Below are 20,269 nucleotides of genomic sequence, written 5' to 3'. Positions count from 1 at the left end.
GAAGAGCTGTGAAACGATTTCTGACAACCGTAACAGTGACTGCCCTGAGTGCCCTGCTTGCCGTAACGTCTTTCGACCCGGCGGCGGCCGCACCGATCCAGCCGCTGATCCAGCCGGCAATCCAGCAGACGGGTGATCAGCCCGCTGGCCTGACCGAAGTTCAATATCGCCACCACAACAGGCACTATCGCGGGCGTCACCGTCCGCATTATCGTCCCCACTACCGTCCGCATCATCGCCCGGGCTATTGGCATGGTCATCGCGGCTATCGCCATCACCGTCCCGGCTATCGGCGCCATGATGGCTGGTGGTATCCGATGGCTGCATTCACCGCCGGAGCAATCATCGGCGGAGCCGTTTCGCAGCCACCGCGCGGCAGCGCGCATGTTCGCTGGTGTGCAAGCCGCTACAAGACCTATCGTGTGTCGGACAATACCTATCAGCCGACCAATGGTCCGCGCCGTCAGTGCGTTAGTCGGTGATATCGCACATGTCGAAATCCCTCTCCGTCACGCGGAGAGGGATTTTTTAAGGTCGTTGTGGCCCGGCACCCTTCAGCCGGTCAACTGCTCGGAGACGTCCCACAGCCGCCGCCAGATCGCCTGATCATGGGCATGAGCGGCAATCTTGGCCCGTACTGGCGGGCCTTTGAGCTCATAGAAGCCGTTCGGGCCATACATGGCGCCGCCTTCCGCGGTCGGTGCAGTGGCGGCAAAGAGTGTCGGCAGGGCGCCGGCTGCTGCCGATTGTGATGCAAACGGTTGCAGCAGTTTTGTCAGGAGTTCAAGACTGCCCGGCCTGTCGCGGCCCATGCGTGGTCCTGCCGTCTGAAGACCGGTGACCGCATAGCCGGGATGGGCGGCCATGCTTTTGAGCTTCCAGCCTTCAGCGCGTGCGATGCGATCGAGTTCCAGGCTGAAGAGCAGCGTTGCCAGCTTTGATTGGCAATAGGCAGGCCAGGGCCGATAGCGCTTGCGCCATTGCAGATCGTCGAAATTGATCTTGCCGCTGCGATGCGCCAGGCTGCTGACCGTGACTACTCGCGGATTTTCGGCCGCAGAAACCTTCGGCAGCAGCCGCATCGTCCAGGCGAAATGGCCGATATAATTGGCGCCCATCTGCATCTCGAAACCATCTTCGGTCTCATGCCGATCGGGAATGGCCATGACGCCGGCATTGTTGATGAGCAGATCGATATGCGGCAGCGTATCGGCGATGCGGTTGGCCGTACGGGCGACGGAATCGAGGCTGGCAAGATCGAGCGCCTCGAATGTCACGTCTGCACCGGGTGTTGCCGAGCGGATCTTGGCGAGTGCCTCGTTGGCCTTGGCCTCGTTGCGCGATGCGATGACGACCTTTGCGCCGGCATCTGCCAGAGCCTTTGCCGCCTCATAGCCGATACCGCTGTTAGCGCCGGTGATGACTGCGATTCGACCTGTCTGCGGCGGAATATCCTTTATTGTCCAGTCTGGCATTGCGGGCTCCTGTGAAGAGATTTTGGCATTGCCCATTGTATCTGGCTATTTCTACACTAAATGCAAGTTTGCAATAAATGAAAATATATGAACGCAAAATGTTCGATGGTGCTTGCATATCAAGAACTTTCAACGGTCTAATGGCGGGGCATGCCTTTGAATTGCCACGCTGTTCGGCCCTCATCATATTTTATCGCCGGAGATTGGATGTGCGGAATGACGACAAAAACCTCATGCGCTGATTTCGTACAGTTCTTTCGCTCCTGGGTGAGCAATCCCATGCGCGTTGCGGCGGTGGCGCCCTCGGGCGAGCGTCTGGCAAGGCTGATGACGCAGGAGATCGAACCCTTCGATGGTCCGGTCCTTGAGCTCGGTCCTGGCACCGGCGTATTCACGCGGGCGTTGCTGGCGCGTGGTATCCCCGAAAGCGCGCTGACGCTCGTCGAATTCGGCGAGGAATTCGCCGTCCGTCTGCGCGGGCGTTTCCCCGAGGCGCGAGTGGTGCATATGGATGCGGCCCAGCTTGGCCAATGTGGTCTTTTCGACGATGCGCCTTTCGGTGCCGTCATCAGCGGCTTGCCCTTGCTGTCCATGCCGCCTTCCAAGGTGGCAGCCATTGTCGGCGGCGCCTTCGAAACCATGAAGCCGGGTGGGGCTTTCTATCAGTTCACCTACGGCCCGCGCTGTCCAGTGCAGAAACCGATCCTTGAAAGCCTCGGGCTCACCGCAAAGCGCATCGGCAGTACGGTGCGCAACATTCCGCCGGCCGGCGTCTACAGGATATCGCGGCAAAATCCTCTGGAGCTCTCGATCACCGGCTCCAAATATCGTAGCACCGGTGAGAATGCCGGAATCAGCGCTTAGGCGCCGGAAACCGGAAAGGCCGATTTGGGGCGGCCCGAAGTGAATGCCTGGCAGGGGTAGCGGATGGCGAAGAAGCCGGAGGTCGATAGCGCGGTGAAGGAAGGCCGGCGCGAGCGCAAGCGTCGCCAAACCCGCGAACGCATCGAATCCGCCGCCCTGAGGCTTTTTCTCGAGCGCGGATTTGACGCCACGACCATCGAGGATATCACCGAGGCCGCCGATGTTTCCAAGCGCAGCTTCTTTGATTACTTCCCCAGCAAGGAAGAGGTCGTTGCCGCCTGGCAGGATGGCTTCGCCCGTGAGCTGATCGGCGCCGTCGCCACCCAGCCCGAAGATGCTTCGGTTGTCGAAGTCATCGAGACGGCCGTCAATTCTGCACTTCGTACTGCCATCGCCGATCCGCAAAGCCTTGCTTTGGCTGCCCTGATCCACGATACGCCGACGCTTCAAGCCCGCGATCAGCTGAAATATGCCAAGCTGGAGAAGAAGCTCGCGGACGCGCTGCTTGCCCGTGGCAGCGGCAGCCAGGAGGAACGCTTCCGTCTTGGCATGCTTGCGGCCGCCGTCGTGACGATGCTGCGCATCGGCGGTGAGCGCTGGACGCAATCTCCGCAGAATGTTTCGGTGGAGCAGTTCGCTCGCACCATGTTCGATGAGCTTTGGGCAGCGCTTGCCGATCTCGGTGAGCAGGTACAACAGCGCACATGACCGCGCTAGGCTAGGGGAGCCCCGCCTTGATCGGTCGCAATGCATCGCACGTCGATGCATTGCATATGCCGTGATGCAGACCCATCTAGTATCGGGTCGCGACTGTATCTCTCCCTCGCGAAACCCACGATTTGCCCTTCAAATCTCGGCTCCTCCCCGGACGCCGGAAACGCCAGATACATTTCAGATCAGCAAAAGGGACTATAACCATGTCAGAATTCGACGCAGCCAAGTCCGGTCAGTTCAAGATCGGCGGTGACCTTCCCGTTCATCGTCTCGGTTTCGGTGCCATGCGTATTACCGGTGCCGGTATCTGGGGTGAGCCTGAAGACCATGACGAAGCCATCCGGACGCTGAGGCGCCTGCCGGAACTCGGCATCAATTTCATCGATACGGCCGATTCCTACGGGCCGGACGTTTCCGAGCGTCTGATCAAGGAGGCGCTGTATCCCTATGGCCACGGTCTCGTGGTTGCGACCAAGGGCGGTCTTACCCGCACCGGCCCGAATGTCTGGGTGCCTTTGGGCCGCCCCGAATATCTGATCCAGCAGGCACACAAGAGCCTGCGCAATCTCGGTGTCGACCGCATCGATCTCTGGCAGCTGCACCGCATCGATTCCAAGGTGCCGGCGGCCGAGCAGTTCGATGCCGTGAAATCGCTGCTGGATGATGGCATCATCCGCCATGCGGGCCTGAGCGAAGTGTCTGTTGCTGACATCGAGGCAGCATCGAAGCATTTCAAGGTGGTGACGGTGCAGAACCGCTACAATCTGGTCGACCGCACCAGCGAAGACGTGCTCGACTATTGCGAAAAGCACGGAATCGGCTTCATTCCCTGGTTCCCGCTGGCGGCCGGCGATCTCGCCAAGAAAGGCTCGCTGCTCGATACCATCGCGAAGAAGCGCAATGCCGCCCCGAGCCAGATTGCACTTGCCTGGGTGCTGAAGCGCAGCCCCGTGATGCTGCCCATCCCCGGAACAGGCAAGGTCAAGCATCTCGAGGAAAACACTGCGGCGGTCGATATCGTTCTGTCCGACGAGGAGTTCGCAGCGCTCGATGCCGAAGGCAAGAAGGCATTCAGGGCGGCTTGAACAGAAAGTGGTCCGGCCGGTAGCGGTTGCCCGCCGGCCGGATGCCAGCGGGGGCCACGCCCAATGCAAAAACGACGATCACAATCATGTGAATCTCGGGAGTTGGGCAAATAACGACTGTAAAATAGGCGTAAAACCCCCGAAAATGCCGGTGCTATGCGATATTTTCGGCATCCATGAAGAAAGCAATGCGTTCACTGCAATGCTGCAATGCGAAAGCCGGTCTGTTCACGACACCTCTCGCGTTATATCTAATCTCTCGAAGGCAGCGCACTCCTCCTCCCAGCGCTCCTTCAATGATTGGCAACACTCCTCCTCCTCCCAGTTGCCAATCCGGATCAAGAGCCCGATGCATCCTCCTCCCGCATCGGGCTCTTTTTTTATCCTAACTTCCTCAATGATTTGCCGGACGTCTAAAGGCGTTGCGCCTTTGCAATGCCGTCGCGAATTAGCATCGCATCATGTGGTCAGGAACCGCTGGAGTCGCTTGCGCCGCAGGTATCCATGCGTAGAGTGGCGCAACGTTAGGCGGTAAGGAAGGGTTGCATGATGCAGCGCATGACGGGTTCGGACCGATGGGGAAAGCTCTTTTTCCGAACTGTAGCGATCGTTGCGACATTGTCGCTGGCCGCATGCGGCCGTCCCATCGGGGTCATGCAGCCCGTCAGTGAAAACGTGCCGGGCACATCCAAGGTTGATCTCCTTGTTGCGACGACACGCCTGCCGGACAAGGACCCGGCCATTCTGTTTTCGGGCGAGCGCGGACCGGGGCTCAAGGTCGATGCTGTCAGTGTCTCCATCCCGCCGGAGGCCAATCGCAAGGTCGGTCAGGTGCAGTGGCCGAACCGTCTGCCAGGTAATCCGCTGAAGAATTTCGTCACCACCGCCGTCAAGCCCTTGGCGACAGAGGCGGATGGTCGCGCCTGGCTGCATGCGGAACTGCCGAAAAACAAGCGGGTGCTGATCTTCGTGCATGGCTTCAACAACCGCTATGAGGATGCAGTCTACCGCTTTGCGCAGATCGTTCACGATTCGCATGCCGACGTCGCGCCGATCGTGTTTACTTGGCCGTCGCGCGCCAGCATTTTCGACTATGCCTATGACAAGGAAAGCACCAACTATTCCCGCGACTCGCTGGAAGAGCTGCTGCGCCGCGTCGCGGCCGATCCTTCCGTCGGCGACATCACCGTCATGGCGCATTCGATGGGCAGCTGGCTCGCGGTCGAATCGCTACGGCAGATGGCGATCCGCAATGGCCGCGTCGCGCCGAAGATCAAGAACGTCATCTTGGCGTCGCCCGATCTCGATGTCGATGTCTTCGGAAGGCAGTTCGCGGCACTCGGCAAGGACAAGCCGCATTTCACGCTGTTCGTCTCGCGCGATGATCGCGCGCTTTCCCTCTCACGACGTATTTCCGGCAATATCGACCGCCTCGGCCAGATCGACCCCACGGCCGAACCCTATCGCAGCGAGCTGGAGAAGCAGGGGATTACCGTGCTCGATCTCACCAAGCTCAAGACCGGCGATGGCCTCAATCACGGCAAGTTTGCCGAAAGCCCGGAAGTGGTGAAACTGATTGGCGCCCGGTTGATCGCCGGCCAAACGATCACCGATTCCGATGTCGGCATCGGCGATGCCGTCGGTGCAGTTGCCATGGGCGCTGCCCAGACAGTCGGCAGTGTAGCGGGTGCCGCCGTCAGTGCCCCGATCGCGATTTTCGATCCTCGCACGCGACAAAATTATGGCGAGCAATGGCGCCGTGTCGGCGCTTCGGCCGGCAATACCGTTGGCTCGCTCGGCGACAGTGTCGAGGCGACCGGCAGCAATGTCGGGGAAGCGCTGCAGCAATAATTCATTCGTGACGCGATCTGCAGCGGCAGCCTTCACGGCCGCTACAAAACCCCATAGCTATGCCGAGCAATCTGATATATCAGAGAATCGAACCCATTGGCGCGAATGGTTTTGGACATCACCGGCGACAGGTCGGCTGGCGGCCGATATGATAACAGGGATCAAACCGACGCTCGGCAGGACGCCGTTCGCATCAGCCGCAACCAGGAGGAAACCATGTCCGATACCGAAAAGCCCGTTGCACTGATTACCGGCGGTGGCCGTGGCATGGGCGAAGCGATTGCCCGTGAGCTTGCCGCCAATGGCTATCGGCTGGCGCTGATGTCGCCGTCGGAAAGCTGCGAGGCCCTGGCAGCCGAGCTCGGCGGCGTCGCCTCGCGCGGTGTTGCCGAAAAGGCGGAAGATATCCAGGCGATCTTCGACCTGACGATGAAGACCTATGGCCGCATCGATGCCGTGGTCAATCACACTGGTCATCCGCCGAAGGGCGATCTGCTCGATATTTCGGACGAGAACTGGACGCTTGGCTCGGATATGATGATCCTGTCGCTCGTGCGTATGGCGCGGCTGGTGACGCCGGTCATGCTGAAGCAGGGCAAGGGCGCCTTCGTCAACATCACCACATTCGCCGCCTATGAGCCGTCGCTGGTCTTCCCGGTTTCCTGCACATATCGCGCCGCAGCCGGCGCCTTCACCAAGCTCTATTCCGATCGCTACGCGGCCGACAATATCCGCATGAACTGCATCCTGCCCGGCTATATCGACAGCTTGAACCACAAGCCGGAAACGGCCGACAAGGTACCGATGAAGCGCATCGGCCTGATGAGCGAAATCGCCAAGACGGCGGCCTTCCTGCTGTCGGATGGCGCAGGCTACATCACCGGCCAGAATATCCGCGTCGACGGCGGTATTACGCGACACGTCTGATTGGAGCCTATGAGATGAGATGGAAGCGTACGATCCAGCTGCTGGATGTTCATTGCGAAGGGGAAATCGGCAAGGTTGCCATCGGCGGCGTCCCAAAAATCCCCGGCAACAGCATTGCCGAGCAGCTTCATTGGCTGAATACCGATCCGAAGGGGCAGGAGCTGCGCCGCTTTCTCGTGCTAGAGCCGCGCGGTGCGCCGATCGGCTCCGTCAATCTTCTGTTGCCGGCTAAGAATCCCGATGCCGACGCCGGCTTCATCATCCTGCAACCGGATCAGGCGCATGCGAGCTCGGGCTCGAATTCCATCTGCGTGACCACGGCATTGCTCGAATCCGGCATCGTCGAAATGAAGGAGCCGGAAACGGTCGTCACGCTTGACACGGCCGCCGGCCTCGTCCGCGCCACCGCAACCTGCCGTGACGGCCGTTGCGAGAAGGTGCGGCTGACCATGGTGCCATCCTTCGTACATGAGCTCGATGTTGCACTCGATACGGCACAATGGGGCAGGATCACGCTCGACCTCTGCTATGGCGGTATCTTCTATGCGCTCGTCGATGTCGGCCAGATCGGCCTGACCATCGAAAAGTCCAATGCGGCTGCCCTCGTTCAGGCCGGCATGGTCATCAAGGAAGCGATCAACCGGGCGATGACCGTCGTTCACCCGGAAATTCCGGCGATTTCAGGCGTTGCCTATGTGATGTTCCGCGACATCGATGCCGATGGAGCCATCCGCACCTGCACCACCATGTGGCCTGGCCGCGCCGACCGTTCACCCTGCGGCACTGGTAATTCTGCCAATCTCGCGACGCTGCACGCGCGCGGCAAAGCCAGGGTCGGCGATGTCTTCAAATCCCGTTCGATCATCGGTTCGGAGTTCGAAGTCGGCCTGCAGGCGGAGACAGAGGTGGCCGGCAAGCCGGCTATCATCCCGACGATCACCGGCCGCGGCTTCACCTTCGGCCTTAGCCAGGTGGCCCTCGACCCCTTCGATCCAATGTCGGAAGGCTTTGCCATGACGGATGTCTGGGGACCTTCGGCGGGGGATATTTGAGGCTAGAAGAGGAATCCACTCCCTTGCATCGCATGGAGAGTTCGGCCCCTCACCCTAACCCTCTCCCCGTTTGGACGGGGAGAGAGGACTAGTTCTGAATCTTCGTCTAGGCAAATTGCCGGAAGGAAGGCTGCAGGTGCGTCCATCCCCTTCGCCCCGCGAGCGGGGAGAAGGTGGCCCCCCTTCGACAAGCTCAGGAGGCCGGATGAGGGGCACTTTCCTATCCCTGCGGGTAAATCACACCCTTGCGCAGAATGATATTCCCATAGAGCCGCGGCTCGCTGGTCTGTATCAGCGCATGCGCCTGCTTCACCCGCTCGTAGAATTCTGCCGGCAGCAACGGCACGACCCTGATGTCTGGCACATGCCGCGCGCAGCATTCGATCATTTCCGCATGAACGGGATCGATGGCATCGCGGTCCTGCTTGACGGTCGCCCGGAATATCGCCTGCGGCACGAAATCGTCTATCGGCAGCACGCTCAGCACGGCGTCGAGCACGGGTATGACGCCGTGGCCGTCGAGGCGGATGAGACGGCGCCCATGTTCGAGACCGGGATAATTGCCGTCGACGAGGGCGATTTCGTCGCCATGGCCCATGGCGCGCAGCGTCGCCAGCAGTTCCGGGCTCAACAGCGGGTCAATGCCCTTCAGCATGCTCTATCTCCTTGAAAAGAACGTTTTGGTCGATCAGGTAGCGTGCGAAGATCGGCAAGCTTGCGCCGCCGATGGCGCGGGCCTGTGGCCCCACGGCGCCCTCGATGATTTCAGGCATGACGACCCCCTGGAGGTCCAGTTCGGCGGCGGCCTTCGTCGTCGCGCGCACCACGCGTTCCCGCACCCAGTCGGGGAAGCCGCCATCGATGACGGCGGCACTGAAATCAAGAACCGAGGCGGCGGCGACGATCGCCTGCGCCAGCGCCTTGGCCGTATCCTGAATCCAGATCTCCAGCGGCTCGCCGAAATCGATCCAGTTATCCGCCGAGTACCAGAGGGGGCGCGGGTCGAAACCGTGATCCCGCAGAAGATTCTCGAGCACGAAGATCGAGGCGATCTCCAGAAGCTGGCGGTTCTCGCCGTTGCGGCCGCGCACGGGCAGGGGGCCGAGTGCGCCGGCCGTCCCGGTCCGGCCAACGAAGACGGACGAATTCAGGACGATGCCGCCGCCGATGAAGGAACCGATGAAGAAGTAGACGAAATCCGGATACCGTGGGCCGACGCCGAAAACGAGTTCCGCGCCACAGGCGCTGGTAGCGTCGTTCTGCAGAAAGACGGGGTAAGCGACCCGCGAGGCGATTTCGGCTCTTAGGTCGAAGCCACGCCAGACATCCATGGCTCCGGACGGTGCTCCCACCTGCTCGGCCCAGTTCCAGAGCTCGAACGGCGCGGCAACGCCCATTCCGGCAATCTTGCGACGCTGCTCATCGCTGAGGCGCCCCTCCAATTCCTTGATGCCGGCCGTGACGAAGGCGATGATGTCCTGCGGCAGCGGATAGGGGTAGGTCTGATGGAGCTGCATCCTGATGCCGCCGACGAAATCCATCAGCACGAGGTCGGCGCTGCGCCGGCCGATCTTGACGCCGAAGGAGAGCACCGCATCCGGATTGAGACGCATGGGAATGGACGGCTGGCCGACGCGGCCGCGCACGGGCGCATTGCGCGACAGCAGCCCATCTTTCTCCAGCTCCCGCATGATGACGGACACCGTCTGCGCCGAAAGGCCGCTCCGTCGCGCGATATCGGCTTTCGAGAGCGCACCATGACGGCGAACGAGCGAAAGCACGAGCCGTTCGTTATGGGCGCGTACGCCAAGCTGGTTCGCACCCCCGGTGGGGTCGAGAATCGCGGGTGTTGTGGGTGTGTCCTCAGGGTCGTGCACGAGAGACATGGGCCTGCTCCTTCCATCATGGCCATGCCTTATTTCTTTCCAGAATGCCACATCGAATTAATAATTCAATCCGATTTATTTATTGACAGCCGGAAATCTTTAGGCTCAGATATGGCCGTAGGAGATGCGCATATGGCCGTGGAGGAGGTCCGCAGGAAATAATCCGACAGGCATGGCGCATCTTCAAGTCGGGTTCAGGCCCGGCGCTGCCGGAGGGTCCGGCTTTTCAAACATCGGGAGGATTGAATGAAGAAATCTGTTATTTCCGCAGCAGTCGCCGCTCTGGCGATCGGCGTTGCATTCGCAGCCCCTGTCAAGGCTGCCGGCGTATCCGCCTGCCTCATCACCAAGACCGATACCAATCCCTTCTTCGTCAAGATGAAGGAAGGTGCGACCGCCAAGGCCAAGGAACTCGGCGTGACGCTGAAGTCTTACGCCGGCAAGATCGATGGCGACAGTGAAAGCCAGGTTGCCGCGATCGAGAGCTGCATCGCCGATGGCGCGAAGGGCATCCTGATCACCGCATCCGACACCAAGGGTATCGTTCCCTCGGTTAAGAAGGCACGCGATGCCGGCTTGCTGGTGATTGCGCTGGATACGCCGCTTGAGCCGGCTGATTCCGCTGATGCCACCTTCGCCACCGACAATCTGCTCGCCGGCAAGCTCGTAGGGCAGTGGGCCAAGGAAACGCTGGGCGACAAGGCCAAGGATGCCAAGATCGGCTTCCTCGATCTGACGCCGTCGCAGCCTTCGGTCGACGTTCTGCGCGACCAGGGCTTCATGATCGGCTTCGGCATCGACCCGAAGGACCCGAACAAGATCGGCGACGAAACCGATCCGCGCATCGTTGGCCATGACGTCACCAACGGTAACGAAGAAGGAGGCCGCAAGGCCATGGAAAACCTTCTGCAGAAGGATTCCAGCATCAACGTCATCCACACGATCAATGAGCCGGCTGCAACCGGCGCCTATCAGGCTCTGAAGGCCGTCGGTCTCGAAAAGCAGGTGCTAATCGTTTCCATCGACGGCGGTTGCCCGGGCGTCAAGTCGGTCAAGGATGGCGTCATCGGCGCAACTGCCCAGCAGTATCCGCTGATGATGGCGGCCCTCGGCGTCGAGGCGATCAAGAAGTTCGCCGATAGCGGCGAGAAGCCGAAGCCGACCGAAGGCAAGACCTTCTTCGACACCGGCGTCTCCCTGGTGACGGACAAGCCGGTTTCCGGCCTGAAATCCATCGACACCAAGGAAGGCCTCAACAAGTGCTGGGGCTAAGCCTCGCACGAATGTGATATAGTCCCTTCGGGAGCCGCGTCATGCGCCTGCTGGCGCGGCTCTTTTACAGGGAGCAGACAATCGCAACAGTCACGTCGGTCGGGCTCAGATCCTGGCTGGCCCCTAACAGCCGGCGGTTTCCGCGCATGTGCGCGGTGGCGGAGGAATAATTATGTCCGGAGCACAGGAATTCGAACGTGTTCTCGACGGCAGCGACAAGAACGTCGCTTCGTTCGAGCACAACGATGTCTCTCTTTTGAAGCGCGTGCAGCACTTTCTGCATTCGACGCCGGCGGCGGTGCCGCTGATCGTCCTGGTGCTGGCGATCGTGATCTTCGGTATCACGATCGGCGGGAAGTTCTTTTCCGCCTATACGCTGACGCTGATCCTGCAGCAGATCGCCATCGTCGGCATTCTCGGCGCGGCGCAGACGCTGGTTATCCTGACCGCCGGCATCGATCTCTCGATCGGCGTCATCATGGTCATTTCCTCGGTCGTTATGGGCAATGTCGCCGTGACATACGGCTTGCCGACGCCGATCGCCATCGTCGCGGGCATGGCCGTGGGCGGCCTCTGCGGGCTGCTCAACGGCTTCCTCGTCGCCAATATGAAGCTGCCGCCATTCATCGTGACGCTCGGCACCTGGAATATCGTCATGGCGACGAACTTCATCTATTCCGCCAATGAAACCATCCGCGACACCGATGTCGATGAAAAGGCGCCGCTGTTGCATCTGTTTGCCGCGAGCTTCCGCGTCGGCGGTGCCGTGCTGACCCTCGGCGTCATCGCCATGGTGCTTCTCGTCATCGGCCTTTGGTATGTCCTCAATCACACCGCCTGGGGCAGGCATGTCTATGCCGTTGGCGACGATCCGGAAGCGGCGAAACTCGCCGGCATCCAGACCAAGAAGGTGCTTCTCGCCGTCTATGGCGTTTCGGGACTGATCGCAGCGCTTGCCGCCTGGGTCTCCATCGGCCGCAACGGCTCGGTCTCGCCATCGTCTGCCGTGACCGATTTCAATCTTCAGGCAATCACCGCAACTGTCATCGGCGGCATCTCGCTCTTCGGTGGCCGCGGCTCGATCCTCGGCACGTTGTTCGGCGCCATGATCGTTGGTGTCGTCTCCATGGGCCTCAACATGCTTGGCGCCGACCCGCAATGGAAGGTGCTTCTGACCGGCGTCCTCATCATCGGCGCCGTTGCGATCGACCAATGGATCAGAAAGGTATCGGCATGACCACGACCGGCGAACCCATTCTCACTGCCCGCGGTCTCGTCAAGCGCTATGGACGCGTGACCGCGCTCGACAATGCCGATTTCGATCTCTATCCCGGCGAGATCCTCGCCGTGATCGGCGACAACGGCGCCGGCAAATCCTCGCTGATCAAGGCGATCTCCGGCGCGGTCACCCCGGATGAGGGTGAGATCAAGCTGGAAGGCAAGCCCGTTCACTTCCGCTCGCCCATGGAGGCGCGCGAGGCCGGCATCGAAACGGTCTATCAGAACCTGGCTCTGTCGCCGGCGCTCTCGATCGCCGACAACATGTTCCTCGGCCGCGAAGTTCGCAGGCCCGGCATTCTCGGCTCGGTGTTCCGCATGCTCGACCGGCCGGCGATGGAAAAGCGTGCCCGCGACAAGCTGACCGAGCTGGGTCTGATGACGATCCAGAACATCAATCAGGCGGTGGAAACGCTCTCCGGCGGCCAGCGTCAGGGTGTGGCCGTGGCGCGCGCCGCCGCCTTCGGCTCCAAGGTCGTCATCATGGACGAGCCGACGGCCGCCCTCGGCGTCAAGGAAAGCCGCAAGGTTCTCGAACTCATCCTTGACGTGCGCGCTCGCGGCTTGCCGATCGTGCTGATCTCGCACAATATGCCGCACGTCTTCGAGGTGGCGGACCGCATTCATATCCATCGCCTTGGACGACGCCTGACCGTCATCAATCCCAAGGATTATACCATGTCCGATGCTGTTGCCTTCATGACCGGCGCCAAGGCTCCGCCGGTCGAGAATGTTGCCGCATGAGCGTTTCTCTTGACGATGTTGCCGGCGAGATCATCGCACGCGCCGGCAACACGAAACGTTTCCTGGTCGCGATTGCCGGCCCTCCCGGCGCCGGCAAATCCACACTGGCCGACAATGTCGCCAAGGCATTGAAGGCTAGGAGCGAGAGCGCGGAAGTCCTGCCGATGGACGGCTTCCACATGGATAATGCGGTCCTGATCGAGAAGGGACTTTTGAAGCGGAAGGGCGTGCCTGACAGTTTCGACGTGCGCGCCTTCCTCGATATCGTCAGGGCCGTGCGCGCCGCCGATCAGGAGGTGCTGGTGCCGGTCTTCGACCGTTCGCGAGAGATTGCCATCGCCTCGGCCCGCATCGTCTCGGCCGATCACCGCTTTATTGTCATCGAGGGCAATTATCTGCTGTTCAGTCAGGGGAAATGGGCTGAATTGGAAGGTATGTTCGACTATTCGATCATGCTTGCCCCGCCGATGGAAGTGCTGGAAGAGCGGCTGTGGGCGCGCTGGAGGGGCTACGATCTCGACGAAGAGGCCGCCAGCGCCAAAGTCTACGGCAATGATCTGCCGAATGGTCGGCTGATTCTGGAAAATCGCCGCCGCGCAGACGTCACTATCGACATCGTGCAGGATTGAGCCCGACCATCATTTAACCGCCGTCGCGGATTGTTTTGCGGGGGCGTATGGTGTTATCGAAGCGCGATAGCAAAGAGCACGATCCCGAAAAGGCCGAGGCGGCTTTCGGGCAGGATCGCGCTCACATTTCCAGAGGTCGCGCCCATGCAAAAGCTCACCATCCGCCGTCCTGACGACTGGCATCTGCATTTGCGTGACGGAGCCATGCTCGAAGGCGTGATCGGCGACACCTCCAGGCATTTCGCCCGTGCCATCATCATGCCCAATCTCGTGCCGCCGGTCGTAACCACAGCGGATGCGACCGCTTATCGCGAGCGTATCCTGAAAGCGCTGCCGGCGGGCGATCGTTTCCAGCCGCTGATGACGCTCTATCTGACCGAACACACCAATCCCGACGATGTCGAGGAGGGCAAGAAGAGCGGTCTCATCTCAGCCGTCAAACTTTATCCGGCCGGTGCGACGACCAATTCGCATGGCGGCGTACGGGATCTCAACAAGGCAATGCCGGTGCTGGAACGCATGGCGAAGATCGGCCTGCCGCTCTGCGTGCATGGCGAGGTCACGACGCCGGAGGTCGATATTTTCGATCGTGAGGCCGTGTTTATCGAGACCGTGCTCGATCCGCTGCGCCAGCGCCTGCCGGAATTGAAGGTCACGATGGAACATGTGACGACATCGGACGGCGTGAATTACATCAAATCGGCAAAGGCCAATCTCGCTGGCTCGATCACGACGCATCACCTTATCATCAATCGCAATGCCATCCTCGTCGGCGGCATTCGCCCGCATTATTACTGCCTGCCGGTCGCCAAGCGCGAAAGCCATCGTCTGGCGCTGCGTGCCGCAGCAACGAGCGGCGACGCCAGGTTCTTCCTCGGTACGGATTCCGCACCGCATGTCGACCCGCTGAAGGAATGCGCTTGCGGCTGCGCCGGCATTTACACGTCGATCAACACCATGAGCTGCCTTGCCCATGTCTTCGAGCAGGAAGGCGCATTGGACAAGCTTGAGGCTTTTGCATCCCTGAACGGTCCGGCCTGGTATGGCCTGCCGGTCAACGAGGATAGCATCACTTTGGTGCGACGGGTTGAGGCTGTGACCTTCCCGGCAAGAGTTGAAACTGGCGCCGGTCCGGTCACCGTTTTCGATCCGATGTTCCCCCTGCACTGGGATGTCGAGACTTAATTTAAGTTTAATCTACATAAGTAAAAATAAAAATATGGAGCTGTATTTCAACACTCCATTGGTGTATGCCGCAATTTGGAACGTATATTTTGTTGAAATACATTTTCTTTATTATTTGCCGTAACTAATTTGATACCCTTGGCGGCCTAGCGTGGCAGCAATCCCCTGCGGTAGAAATCAAACCGTTGAAAGAGCATGATGCTGGTCGATTACAACTCGCTTCTTCTGGCCCTCGGCGTTTCCGCGTCATGCCTTGCGGTTACCTTGGTCGGAAGCTGGTTCTCGCGCCGGCCCGATACTTTTCTCCTGACCTGCTCGGCCGGTCTTGTGCCTCTCGTCGGCGGCATCTTCATCTACGGCTCTTATGTCGACACGCCGCGCCCGGTTTTTGCAATTCTGACCTTCGTGCTGTTCTTCATCGGCTTTGCGGCGATCTGGGTGGCCGGCTACCAGTTCCGCACGCGTCGCTTTTCCAAAATCCGCTTCGTCTTTGGTTGCCTGGTGGGCATAGCAGCATCGGTCGGGCCGATGCTGGCCGGCTATGACGGGTTGGCATTTATCGGTGACAACCTCGTCATTTGCGTTCTTCTGGTTCTGACGGCGCGCGAATACTGGCTGAGCCGGCGTGAGGCGCCGACGCCGCTCTACGGCATCACCGCGCTTTACACGCTGACGGCGATTTCCTTCGCGCTGTGCGCGGCCGTATTGATCGCAGATGGCAAGCTCGTGCTCGGTCACGCGCCCAACAATTGGGCGGAGGATTTGAGCCTTGCGATCTGCATTGCCGGAATGACCGGGATCGGGGCGCTGTCGCTTGCCCTGCATCAGTGGCGTCAGGCCGCGTTTCACCGTCAGGAGGCGATCACCGATGCTCTAACCGGGCTGCTGAACCGTCGGGCTCTGTTCGATCTCCATGGGCGCCGCACTTTCGGCCCTTCCATGGCTGTCATCATCTTCGACATCGATCGCTTCAAGACGATCAACGATCAGCATGGCCATGCCGCCGGCGATCTCGTGCTCAAGCTTTTCGGCGAGGAACTTTCCTTCGGTTTGCGTTCTTCCGATACCGTGGCCCGTCTTGGCGGCGAGGAATTTGCGCTCGTACTCGACAATGCCCTGCCGGGTCGTGCGGAGCAGGTGGCCGAGCGGGTGCGCGATGCCTTTGCGGCACGGGTGGTCAGCATCGAAGACAAATCCTTCGCCTGCACCGTCAGTGCGGGCGTCGCGACCGGTACCATCAAAGGGCTCGGCTTCGACGACGTGCTTCGCGCTGCCGACAAGGCGCTCTACGAGGCGAAGCGAAACGGCCGCAACCGTGTTGAGGTCGCGGCCTATCTGCGGGCTGTCTAACCGGCAATCTTTGGCGAGCTGCACCGCCACCATACCAACGCTCTTAGAACAGCGCTTTCACGAAGGCGCATGCGGCCACAAGCGAGGCGACCGTGCGTACATGGTTCCACCCCATCCAGTCGCTGAGATAGCTGGACCATAATTGTGCCGACTCTGCTGAATGGCCGTCGAGCTTGTCCAGAGCATCGTTCAGCGGCACGTTGAACACCATGGTCGAAAGAAAGCTCGCGATGACATAGAGCGCAGCACCCGTCAGCATCATGATGCTGGTACCGCCCCGCCAGTAAAGAATGGCTATCACGGCGATGAAGATCGAGAGCGCTGCCGTCAGTACGAACAGCACGATGAAGGGCGAGCGCACGATTGTCGTATTGATCGATTGCATCGCCGCGATCCCTTGATCGACGGGAAGGCGGGCAAAGGCCTGCATGACAAAGGTCGAGAAGGCGAAATAGACGCCGGCGAGAAGGCCGCTGCTGATCGCGGCGACGATGAGGGCGATAGTCGTGATCGGAAAGGTCATGGCTGGACACTCCAGATGCCGGTTGCGGCGGTTTCACGGGCGTAGTCGGAAAAGTTTTTGGCTTTCCTGCCAAGGATCTGGCTGATGCCATCCATGACAAGCGAGTTGCGGCCATCGAGAACCTGCGTGAAGAGTTCATGCAGGAGATCGGTCGTCTCCTGCGGCAGTCCGTAGGCGGTCATCTCGGCGATAAAGGCTTCGATTGGAACCGTTTCGTATTGGACGGTCCTATTGGAAGCGGCCGCGATTTCGGAAACCGCCTGGCGAAAGGTCAGAGCGTTGGGTCCCGTCAACTCGTAGGTCTGATTGCGATGGCGGGGATCGATGAGACATTCGACGGCTGCGTCGGCAATGTCGTCTGCATCGATGAAAGGCTCCGGTACATCGCCGGCCGGCAAGGCGAGCTTGCCTTGCAGAATTCCGTCCATGAAAGCTCCCTCGCTGAAATTCTGGCTGAACCAGCTGGCGCGCAACACGGTGTAGTCGATGCCGGCGACCTTAAGCTCTTCCTCGCTGCGAACAGCGCCGTCTTCACCGCGCCCGGAGAGCAGGACGATATGTCCCACACCAGCTTCAGCGGCTGTCTTGGCAAGCACGCCGATGGCCTCGGCCGCCCAGTCGACCGAAAGATCGGGCTGGAACGTGACATAGGCGGCGGAAGCGCCTTCCAGCGCCTGATGCCAGGTGTTGCGATCCAGCCAGTCGAAGCGGGGTGTCGTCGAGCGGGATGCGGCGCGAACCGTGATGCCGCGTCCCTTCAGCCGCCCGGCGACCCGACCGCCGGTCTTTCCCAATCCACCGATGATGGCAATTGTCGAGATCTGCATTTCAAGCTCCTCCAGCGTAAAATGTGATAAACTCTCTCATTTGCGAAATGTGATAAACTCTCTTATATTGCTTGTCAACAGTCACAGGCAGGGAATGAAATGACCGAGGAACAGATCGCGAGACGCAGGCGCAGCAAGGACGAGGCCGGCACGCCGCGCCGCATACCGAGCCAGCAACGTGGCCGTGAGCGGGTGGACCTGATTCTCTCGGTGGCGTCCGATCTGATCGCCAGGAATGGCAGCGATGCACTGCGCATGGGCGAGATTGTTGAAAAAGCCGGCGTGTCCTTCGGCTCGCTCTACCAATATTTCCCGGACAAGACAGCGATCATCCGCGTGCTGGCCGAGCGCTTCAACGAGCAGGGACGGCAATGCGTCGAGGATGAGCTGATGGCGATCCAAAGCCGCGACCAGCTCCAGTCAGCCCTTGGCCGGATCGTCGATGGCTACTACGCCATGTTTCTGGGAGAGCCCGTCATGCGCGATATCTGGCACGCCACCCATGCCGACAAGCTGCTGCAGCAGGTCGATGCCGAGGATATGGAGTGGCACTCCCAGGCTTTTCTCACCGTTCTTGAACGCCTCTGGCCGGAACGCGACCATTCCGAGCTCGCAAGAACAGCGCGATTGACCATGCAGCTGGTCGCCGCTGCCGTCCGCTACGCGATTTCGATCGACCGCGAGGAGGGCGACAAGGTGATCGCGCTGTTCAAGACCATGTTGCCTGCCGACCTCGGGCTTGCCCGGTAGCTCGCTCGGACCCGCCTTTGCCCGCGGCAGCCGCGGCGATACCTGCAAAACCTCTCATGCGTCTGGAAACTCGGGCCGCTTGCTGCTATTGCCGCTGGAATATTAGCGCTGCGAAGGAGGCCCCTTATGACCCAGATGATATTCACCGATCGCGCCGTCATGGCTGAGCTGATGGCCAGGATGCTTTGGGAGATCAAGGCGGTCCACTTCAATGCCGACAAGCCCTACAAATTCGCGTCCGGCATGGCGAGCCCGGTCTATATCGATTGCCGCAAGCTGATCTCCTATCCGCGCATCCGCTCGACGGTCATGGATTTCGCCGCCAGCATCATCGTACGCAATGTCGGCTTCGAGCAGTTCGACTGCGTTGCCGGCGGCGAAACGGCGGGCATTCCCTTCGCTGCCTTCCTGGCCGAGCGCCTGAACCTGCCGATGATCTACGTTCGCAAGCAGCCGAAGGGCCATGGCCGCAACGCCCAGATCGAAGGTGACATGAAGGACGGCGCCCGCGTGCTTGTTATCGAGGATCTGACGACGGCCGGCGGCAGCATGTTCACCTTCATCAATGCGATCCGCGCGGCCGGCGGCATCGTCGATCACGGCATGGCGCTGTTCTACTACGGCATCTTCCCTGAGGCGGTCGAACGTTTTGCCAACCGGAAGGTCAACCTGCATCACATCACGACCTGGCGCGAGGTGCTTGCCGTCGCCAAGGAGCAGAAGCTGTTCGACGACAAGACGCTCGAGGAAGTCGAAGCCTTTCTCAACGCGCCGCTTGCCTGGTCGGGCTGGAACGGCGGTATTTCGGAGTTGCCCACAAACTGACGCTTTGCTCTTGCACTGAATCTATCTAATCGATTTATAAGACTGGACACGACAGATGCGCTCTTTGGGAGGCCGGAATGATATTGTGCTGTGGCGAAGCTTTGATCGACATGCTGCCGCGGGATACGACGCTGGGCGAAAAGGGCTTTGCCCCCTACGCCGGCGGCGCGATCTTCAACACGGCGATCGCGCTTGGTCGTCTCGGCATTCCCACGGGCTTCTTCACCGGTATTGCCGATGACATGATGGGCGAGATCCTGCGCGACACGCTGTCGGCCTCCAAGGTCGATTTCAGCTATTGCGCCATCACGCCACGCCCGAGCACGATCGCCTTCGTCAAGCTCGTCAACGGCCAGGCGACCTATGCCTTCTATGACGAAGGTACGGCTGGCCGCATGATCACAGAAGCCGATCTTCCGACGCTCGGCGATGATTGCGAAGCGCTGCATTTCGGCGCGATCAGCCTGATCCCCGATCCGTGCGGCGCGACCTACGAGGCGCTGATGAAGCGCGAGCACCAGGCCCGCGTGATCTCCCTCGACCCGAACATCCGTCCCGGCTTCATCAAGGACAAAGCCGCCCATATGGGCCGCATCGGCCGGATGGCGGCCATGTCCGACATTCTCAAATTCTCCGACGAGGATCTGGAATGGTTCGGCATCTCTGGCAATCACGATGAGCTCGCCGCGCATTGGCTGGGTCAGGGTGCCAAGCTTGTTGTCATCACCAAGGGTGCGGAAGGCGCGACTGGCTACACCAAGTCGCTGAAGGTCTCTGTGCCGAGCGAGCGCGTCACCGTCGTCGATACCGTAGGGGCTGGCGATACTTTCGATGCCGGCATTCTGGCATCGCTGAAGATGAACAATCTGCTGACCAAGGCACAGGTGGCTTCGCTGAGCGAGAAGGCGTTGCAGGATGCACTGGCTCTGGGCGCCAAGGCTGCGGCAGTCACGGTTTCGCGCGCCGGTGCCAACCCGCCCTGGGCGCATGAGATCGGGCTGTAATCGTTTATCGGCCCTGAAGGTGCGGAGA

21 protein-coding genes are annotated in these 20,269 nt (G+C 60.4%); 16 read left to right on the top strand and 5 right to left on the bottom strand.

All coding sequences use genetic code 11. From position 1 onward, the window contains the following. The first annotated feature begins 149 nt into the window (after positions 1-149). Positions 150-482, top strand: coding sequence for a BA14K family protein (locus AC13Q5_RS22050; protein ID WP_488503288.1), 333 nt, complete (start codon positions 150-152; stop codon positions 480-482). A gap of 72 nt (positions 483-554) precedes the next feature. On the opposite strand, the gene AC13Q5_RS22045 is transcribed toward AC13Q5_RS22050, so the two are convergent. Further along, complete coding sequence (locus tag AC13Q5_RS22045) at positions 555-1,475, bottom strand: oxidoreductase (RefSeq protein WP_488503158.1); 921 nt, start codon at positions 1,473-1,475, stop codon at positions 555-557. 216 nt (positions 1,476-1,691) lie between these two features. Here AC13Q5_RS22045 and AC13Q5_RS22040 point away from each other — a divergent pair, with 216 nt between their 5' ends. From AC13Q5_RS22040 to AC13Q5_RS22015, 6 genes are all read left to right on the top strand, one after another. Continuing rightward, a complete protein-coding gene (locus AC13Q5_RS22040) occupies positions 1,692-2,339 on the top strand; it encodes a class I SAM-dependent methyltransferase (protein WP_488503157.1) in 648 nt (215 codons plus the stop codon). Between the two features lie 63 nt (positions 2,340-2,402). Further along, positions 2,403-3,047 (top strand): TetR family transcriptional regulator, encoded by a 645-nt coding sequence (locus AC13Q5_RS22035; protein ID WP_488503156.1) that lies wholly within the window; start codon positions 2,403-2,405, stop codon positions 3,045-3,047. Positions 3,048-3,256: 209 nt separating this feature from the next. After that, positions 3,257-4,138, top strand: coding sequence for an aldo/keto reductase (locus AC13Q5_RS22030; protein ID WP_488503155.1), 882 nt, complete (start codon positions 3,257-3,259; stop codon positions 4,136-4,138). Positions 4,139-4,684: 546 nt separating this feature from the next. Then, on the top strand, positions 4,685-5,989 hold the full coding sequence (locus tag AC13Q5_RS22025) for an alpha/beta hydrolase (protein WP_143525524.1): 1,305 nt from the start codon (positions 4,685-4,687) through the stop codon (positions 5,987-5,989). Positions 5,990-6,205: 216 nt separating this feature from the next. Then, positions 6,206-6,916, top strand: coding sequence for an SDR family oxidoreductase (locus AC13Q5_RS22020; RefSeq protein ID WP_075855488.1), 711 nt, complete (start codon positions 6,206-6,208; stop codon positions 6,914-6,916). A 14-nt stretch (positions 6,917-6,930) separates the two neighbouring features. Next, complete coding sequence (locus AC13Q5_RS22015; protein ID WP_457878750.1) at positions 6,931-7,968, top strand: 4-hydroxyproline epimerase; 1,038 nt, start codon at positions 6,931-6,933, stop codon at positions 7,966-7,968. 220 nt (positions 7,969-8,188) lie between these two features. On the opposite strand, the gene AC13Q5_RS22010 is transcribed toward AC13Q5_RS22015, so the two are convergent. Together AC13Q5_RS22010 and AC13Q5_RS22005 are read right to left on the bottom strand one after the other, a co-directional pair. Further along, the gene (locus tag AC13Q5_RS22010; protein ID WP_075855349.1) at positions 8,189-8,623 is read right to left on the bottom strand and encodes an RbsD/FucU family protein; all 435 of its coding nucleotides are present in this window, start codon (positions 8,621-8,623) and stop codon (positions 8,189-8,191) included. Beyond that, entirely contained in the window at positions 8,607-9,854 is a 1,248-nt protein-coding gene (locus AC13Q5_RS22005) for an ROK family transcriptional regulator (protein ID WP_075855348.1), read from the bottom strand. Before AC13Q5_RS22005 ends, AC13Q5_RS22010 begins: the two co-directional genes overlap by 17 nt. Positions 9,855-10,100: 246 nt before the next feature. Here AC13Q5_RS22005 and AC13Q5_RS22000 point away from each other — a divergent pair, with 246 nt between their 5' ends. From AC13Q5_RS22000 to AC13Q5_RS21975, 6 genes are all read left to right on the top strand, one after another. Further along, a complete protein-coding gene (locus tag AC13Q5_RS22000) occupies positions 10,101-11,126 on the top strand; it encodes a substrate-binding domain-containing protein (protein WP_488503154.1) in 1,026 nt (341 codons plus the stop codon). 172 nt (positions 11,127-11,298) lie between these two features. Then, on the top strand, positions 11,299-12,363 hold the full coding sequence (locus AC13Q5_RS21995; RefSeq protein ID WP_075855345.1) for an ABC transporter permease: 1,065 nt from the start codon (positions 11,299-11,301) through the stop codon (positions 12,361-12,363). Further along, positions 12,339-13,148, top strand: a complete 810-nt coding sequence (locus AC13Q5_RS21990; protein ID WP_208621575.1) for an ATP-binding cassette domain-containing protein — start codon at positions 12,339-12,341, stop codon at positions 13,146-13,148. Before AC13Q5_RS21995 ends, AC13Q5_RS21990 begins: the two co-directional genes overlap by 25 nt. Continuing rightward, positions 13,145-13,777: a nucleoside triphosphate hydrolase gene (locus AC13Q5_RS21985; RefSeq protein WP_075855344.1), complete on the top strand. Its 633-nt coding sequence runs from the start codon at positions 13,145-13,147 to the stop codon at positions 13,775-13,777. Before AC13Q5_RS21990 ends, AC13Q5_RS21985 begins: the two co-directional genes overlap by 4 nt. 144 nt (positions 13,778-13,921) lie before the next feature. Further along, positions 13,922-14,962, top strand: coding sequence for a dihydroorotase (pyrC, locus tag AC13Q5_RS21980; RefSeq protein WP_075855342.1), 1,041 nt, complete (start codon positions 13,922-13,924; stop codon positions 14,960-14,962). A 198-nt stretch (positions 14,963-15,160) separates the two neighbouring features. Continuing rightward, positions 15,161-16,312 (top strand): GGDEF domain-containing protein, encoded by a 1,152-nt coding sequence (locus AC13Q5_RS21975; RefSeq protein ID WP_075855486.1) that lies wholly within the window; start codon positions 15,161-15,163, stop codon positions 16,310-16,312. A gap of 43 nt (positions 16,313-16,355) precedes the next feature. On the opposite strand, the gene AC13Q5_RS21970 is transcribed toward AC13Q5_RS21975, so the two are convergent. Further along, the gene (locus AC13Q5_RS21970; protein WP_488503153.1) at positions 16,356-16,835 is read right to left on the bottom strand and encodes an anthrone oxygenase family protein; all 480 of its coding nucleotides are present in this window, start codon (positions 16,833-16,835) and stop codon (positions 16,356-16,358) included. Further along, complete coding sequence (locus AC13Q5_RS21965) at positions 16,832-17,662, bottom strand: SDR family oxidoreductase (protein WP_488503152.1); 831 nt, start codon at positions 17,660-17,662, stop codon at positions 16,832-16,834. The genes AC13Q5_RS21970 and AC13Q5_RS21965 overlap by 4 nt, the downstream gene beginning before the upstream one ends. A gap of 99 nt (positions 17,663-17,761) precedes the next feature. On the opposite strand from AC13Q5_RS21965, the gene AC13Q5_RS21960 reads away from it, so the two are divergent. The 3 genes from AC13Q5_RS21960 (at position 17,762) to AC13Q5_RS21950 (ending at position 20,241) form a co-directional block, all read left to right on the top strand. Beyond that, on the top strand, positions 17,762-18,412 hold the full coding sequence (locus AC13Q5_RS21960) for a TetR/AcrR family transcriptional regulator (protein ID WP_488503151.1): 651 nt from the start codon (positions 17,762-17,764) through the stop codon (positions 18,410-18,412). A 126-nt stretch (positions 18,413-18,538) separates the two neighbouring features. Next, entirely contained in the window at positions 18,539-19,237 is a 699-nt protein-coding gene (locus tag AC13Q5_RS21955; RefSeq protein ID WP_488503150.1) for an orotate phosphoribosyltransferase, read from the top strand. 77 nt (positions 19,238-19,314) lie between these two features. Then, the gene (locus tag AC13Q5_RS21950) at positions 19,315-20,241 is read left to right on the top strand and encodes a carbohydrate kinase family protein (RefSeq protein WP_488503149.1); all 927 of its coding nucleotides are present in this window, start codon (positions 19,315-19,317) and stop codon (positions 20,239-20,241) included. Positions 20,242-20,269 lie beyond the last annotated feature (28 nt).

Source organism: Martinezella sp. CNPSo 3964, from assembly GCF_057784375.1.
The sequence above is the reverse complement of the archived record's forward strand: the minus strand, read 5'-3'. Positions and strand labels throughout refer to the sequence as shown.

What these genes read in the sequence shown, in the direction of transcription:
- AC13Q5_RS22045 (WP_488503158.1), bottom strand. Translation starts at nt 1,475, where the DNA reads ATGCCAGACTGGACAATAAAGGATATTCCGCCGCAGACAGGTCGAATC.
- AC13Q5_RS22040 (WP_488503157.1), top strand. Translation starts at nt 1,692, where the DNA reads ATGACGACAAAAACCTCATGCGCTGATTTCGTACAGTTCTTTCGCTCC.
- AC13Q5_RS22035 (WP_488503156.1), top strand. Translation starts at nt 2,403, where the DNA reads ATGGCGAAGAAGCCGGAGGTCGATAGCGCGGTGAAGGAAGGCCGGCGC.
- AC13Q5_RS22030 (WP_488503155.1), top strand. Translation starts at nt 3,257, where the DNA reads ATGTCAGAATTCGACGCAGCCAAGTCCGGTCAGTTCAAGATCGGCGGT.
- AC13Q5_RS22025 (WP_143525524.1), top strand. Translation starts at nt 4,685, where the DNA reads ATGATGCAGCGCATGACGGGTTCGGACCGATGGGGAAAGCTCTTTTTC.
- AC13Q5_RS22020 (WP_075855488.1), top strand. Translation starts at nt 6,206, where the DNA reads ATGTCCGATACCGAAAAGCCCGTTGCACTGATTACCGGCGGTGGCCGT.
- AC13Q5_RS22015 (WP_457878750.1), top strand. Translation starts at nt 6,931, where the DNA reads ATGAGATGGAAGCGTACGATCCAGCTGCTGGATGTTCATTGCGAAGGG.
- AC13Q5_RS22010 (WP_075855349.1), bottom strand. Translation starts at nt 8,623, where the DNA reads ATGCTGAAGGGCATTGACCCGCTGTTGAGCCCGGAACTGCTGGCGACG.
- AC13Q5_RS22005 (WP_075855348.1), bottom strand. Translation starts at nt 9,854, where the DNA reads ATGTCTCTCGTGCACGACCCTGAGGACACACCCACAACACCCGCGATT.
- AC13Q5_RS22000 (WP_488503154.1), top strand. Translation starts at nt 10,101, where the DNA reads ATGAAGAAATCTGTTATTTCCGCAGCAGTCGCCGCTCTGGCGATCGGC.
- AC13Q5_RS21995 (WP_075855345.1), top strand. Translation starts at nt 11,299, where the DNA reads ATGTCCGGAGCACAGGAATTCGAACGTGTTCTCGACGGCAGCGACAAG.
- AC13Q5_RS21990 (WP_208621575.1), top strand. Translation starts at nt 12,339, where the DNA reads ATGGATCAGAAAGGTATCGGCATGACCACGACCGGCGAACCCATTCTC.
- AC13Q5_RS21985 (WP_075855344.1), top strand. Translation starts at nt 13,145, where the DNA reads ATGAGCGTTTCTCTTGACGATGTTGCCGGCGAGATCATCGCACGCGCC.
- pyrC (WP_075855342.1), top strand. Translation starts at nt 13,922, where the DNA reads ATGCAAAAGCTCACCATCCGCCGTCCTGACGACTGGCATCTGCATTTG.
- AC13Q5_RS21975 (WP_075855486.1), top strand. Translation starts at nt 15,161, where the DNA reads ATGCTGGTCGATTACAACTCGCTTCTTCTGGCCCTCGGCGTTTCCGCG.
- AC13Q5_RS21970 (WP_488503153.1), bottom strand. Translation starts at nt 16,835, where the DNA reads ATGACCTTTCCGATCACGACTATCGCCCTCATCGTCGCCGCGATCAGC.
- AC13Q5_RS21965 (WP_488503152.1), bottom strand. Translation starts at nt 17,662, where the DNA reads ATGCAGATCTCGACAATTGCCATCATCGGTGGATTGGGAAAGACCGGC.
- AC13Q5_RS21960 (WP_488503151.1), top strand. Translation starts at nt 17,762, where the DNA reads ATGACCGAGGAACAGATCGCGAGACGCAGGCGCAGCAAGGACGAGGCC.
- AC13Q5_RS21955 (WP_488503150.1), top strand. Translation starts at nt 18,539, where the DNA reads ATGACCCAGATGATATTCACCGATCGCGCCGTCATGGCTGAGCTGATG.
- AC13Q5_RS21950 (WP_488503149.1), top strand. Translation starts at nt 19,315, where the DNA reads ATGATATTGTGCTGTGGCGAAGCTTTGATCGACATGCTGCCGCGGGAT.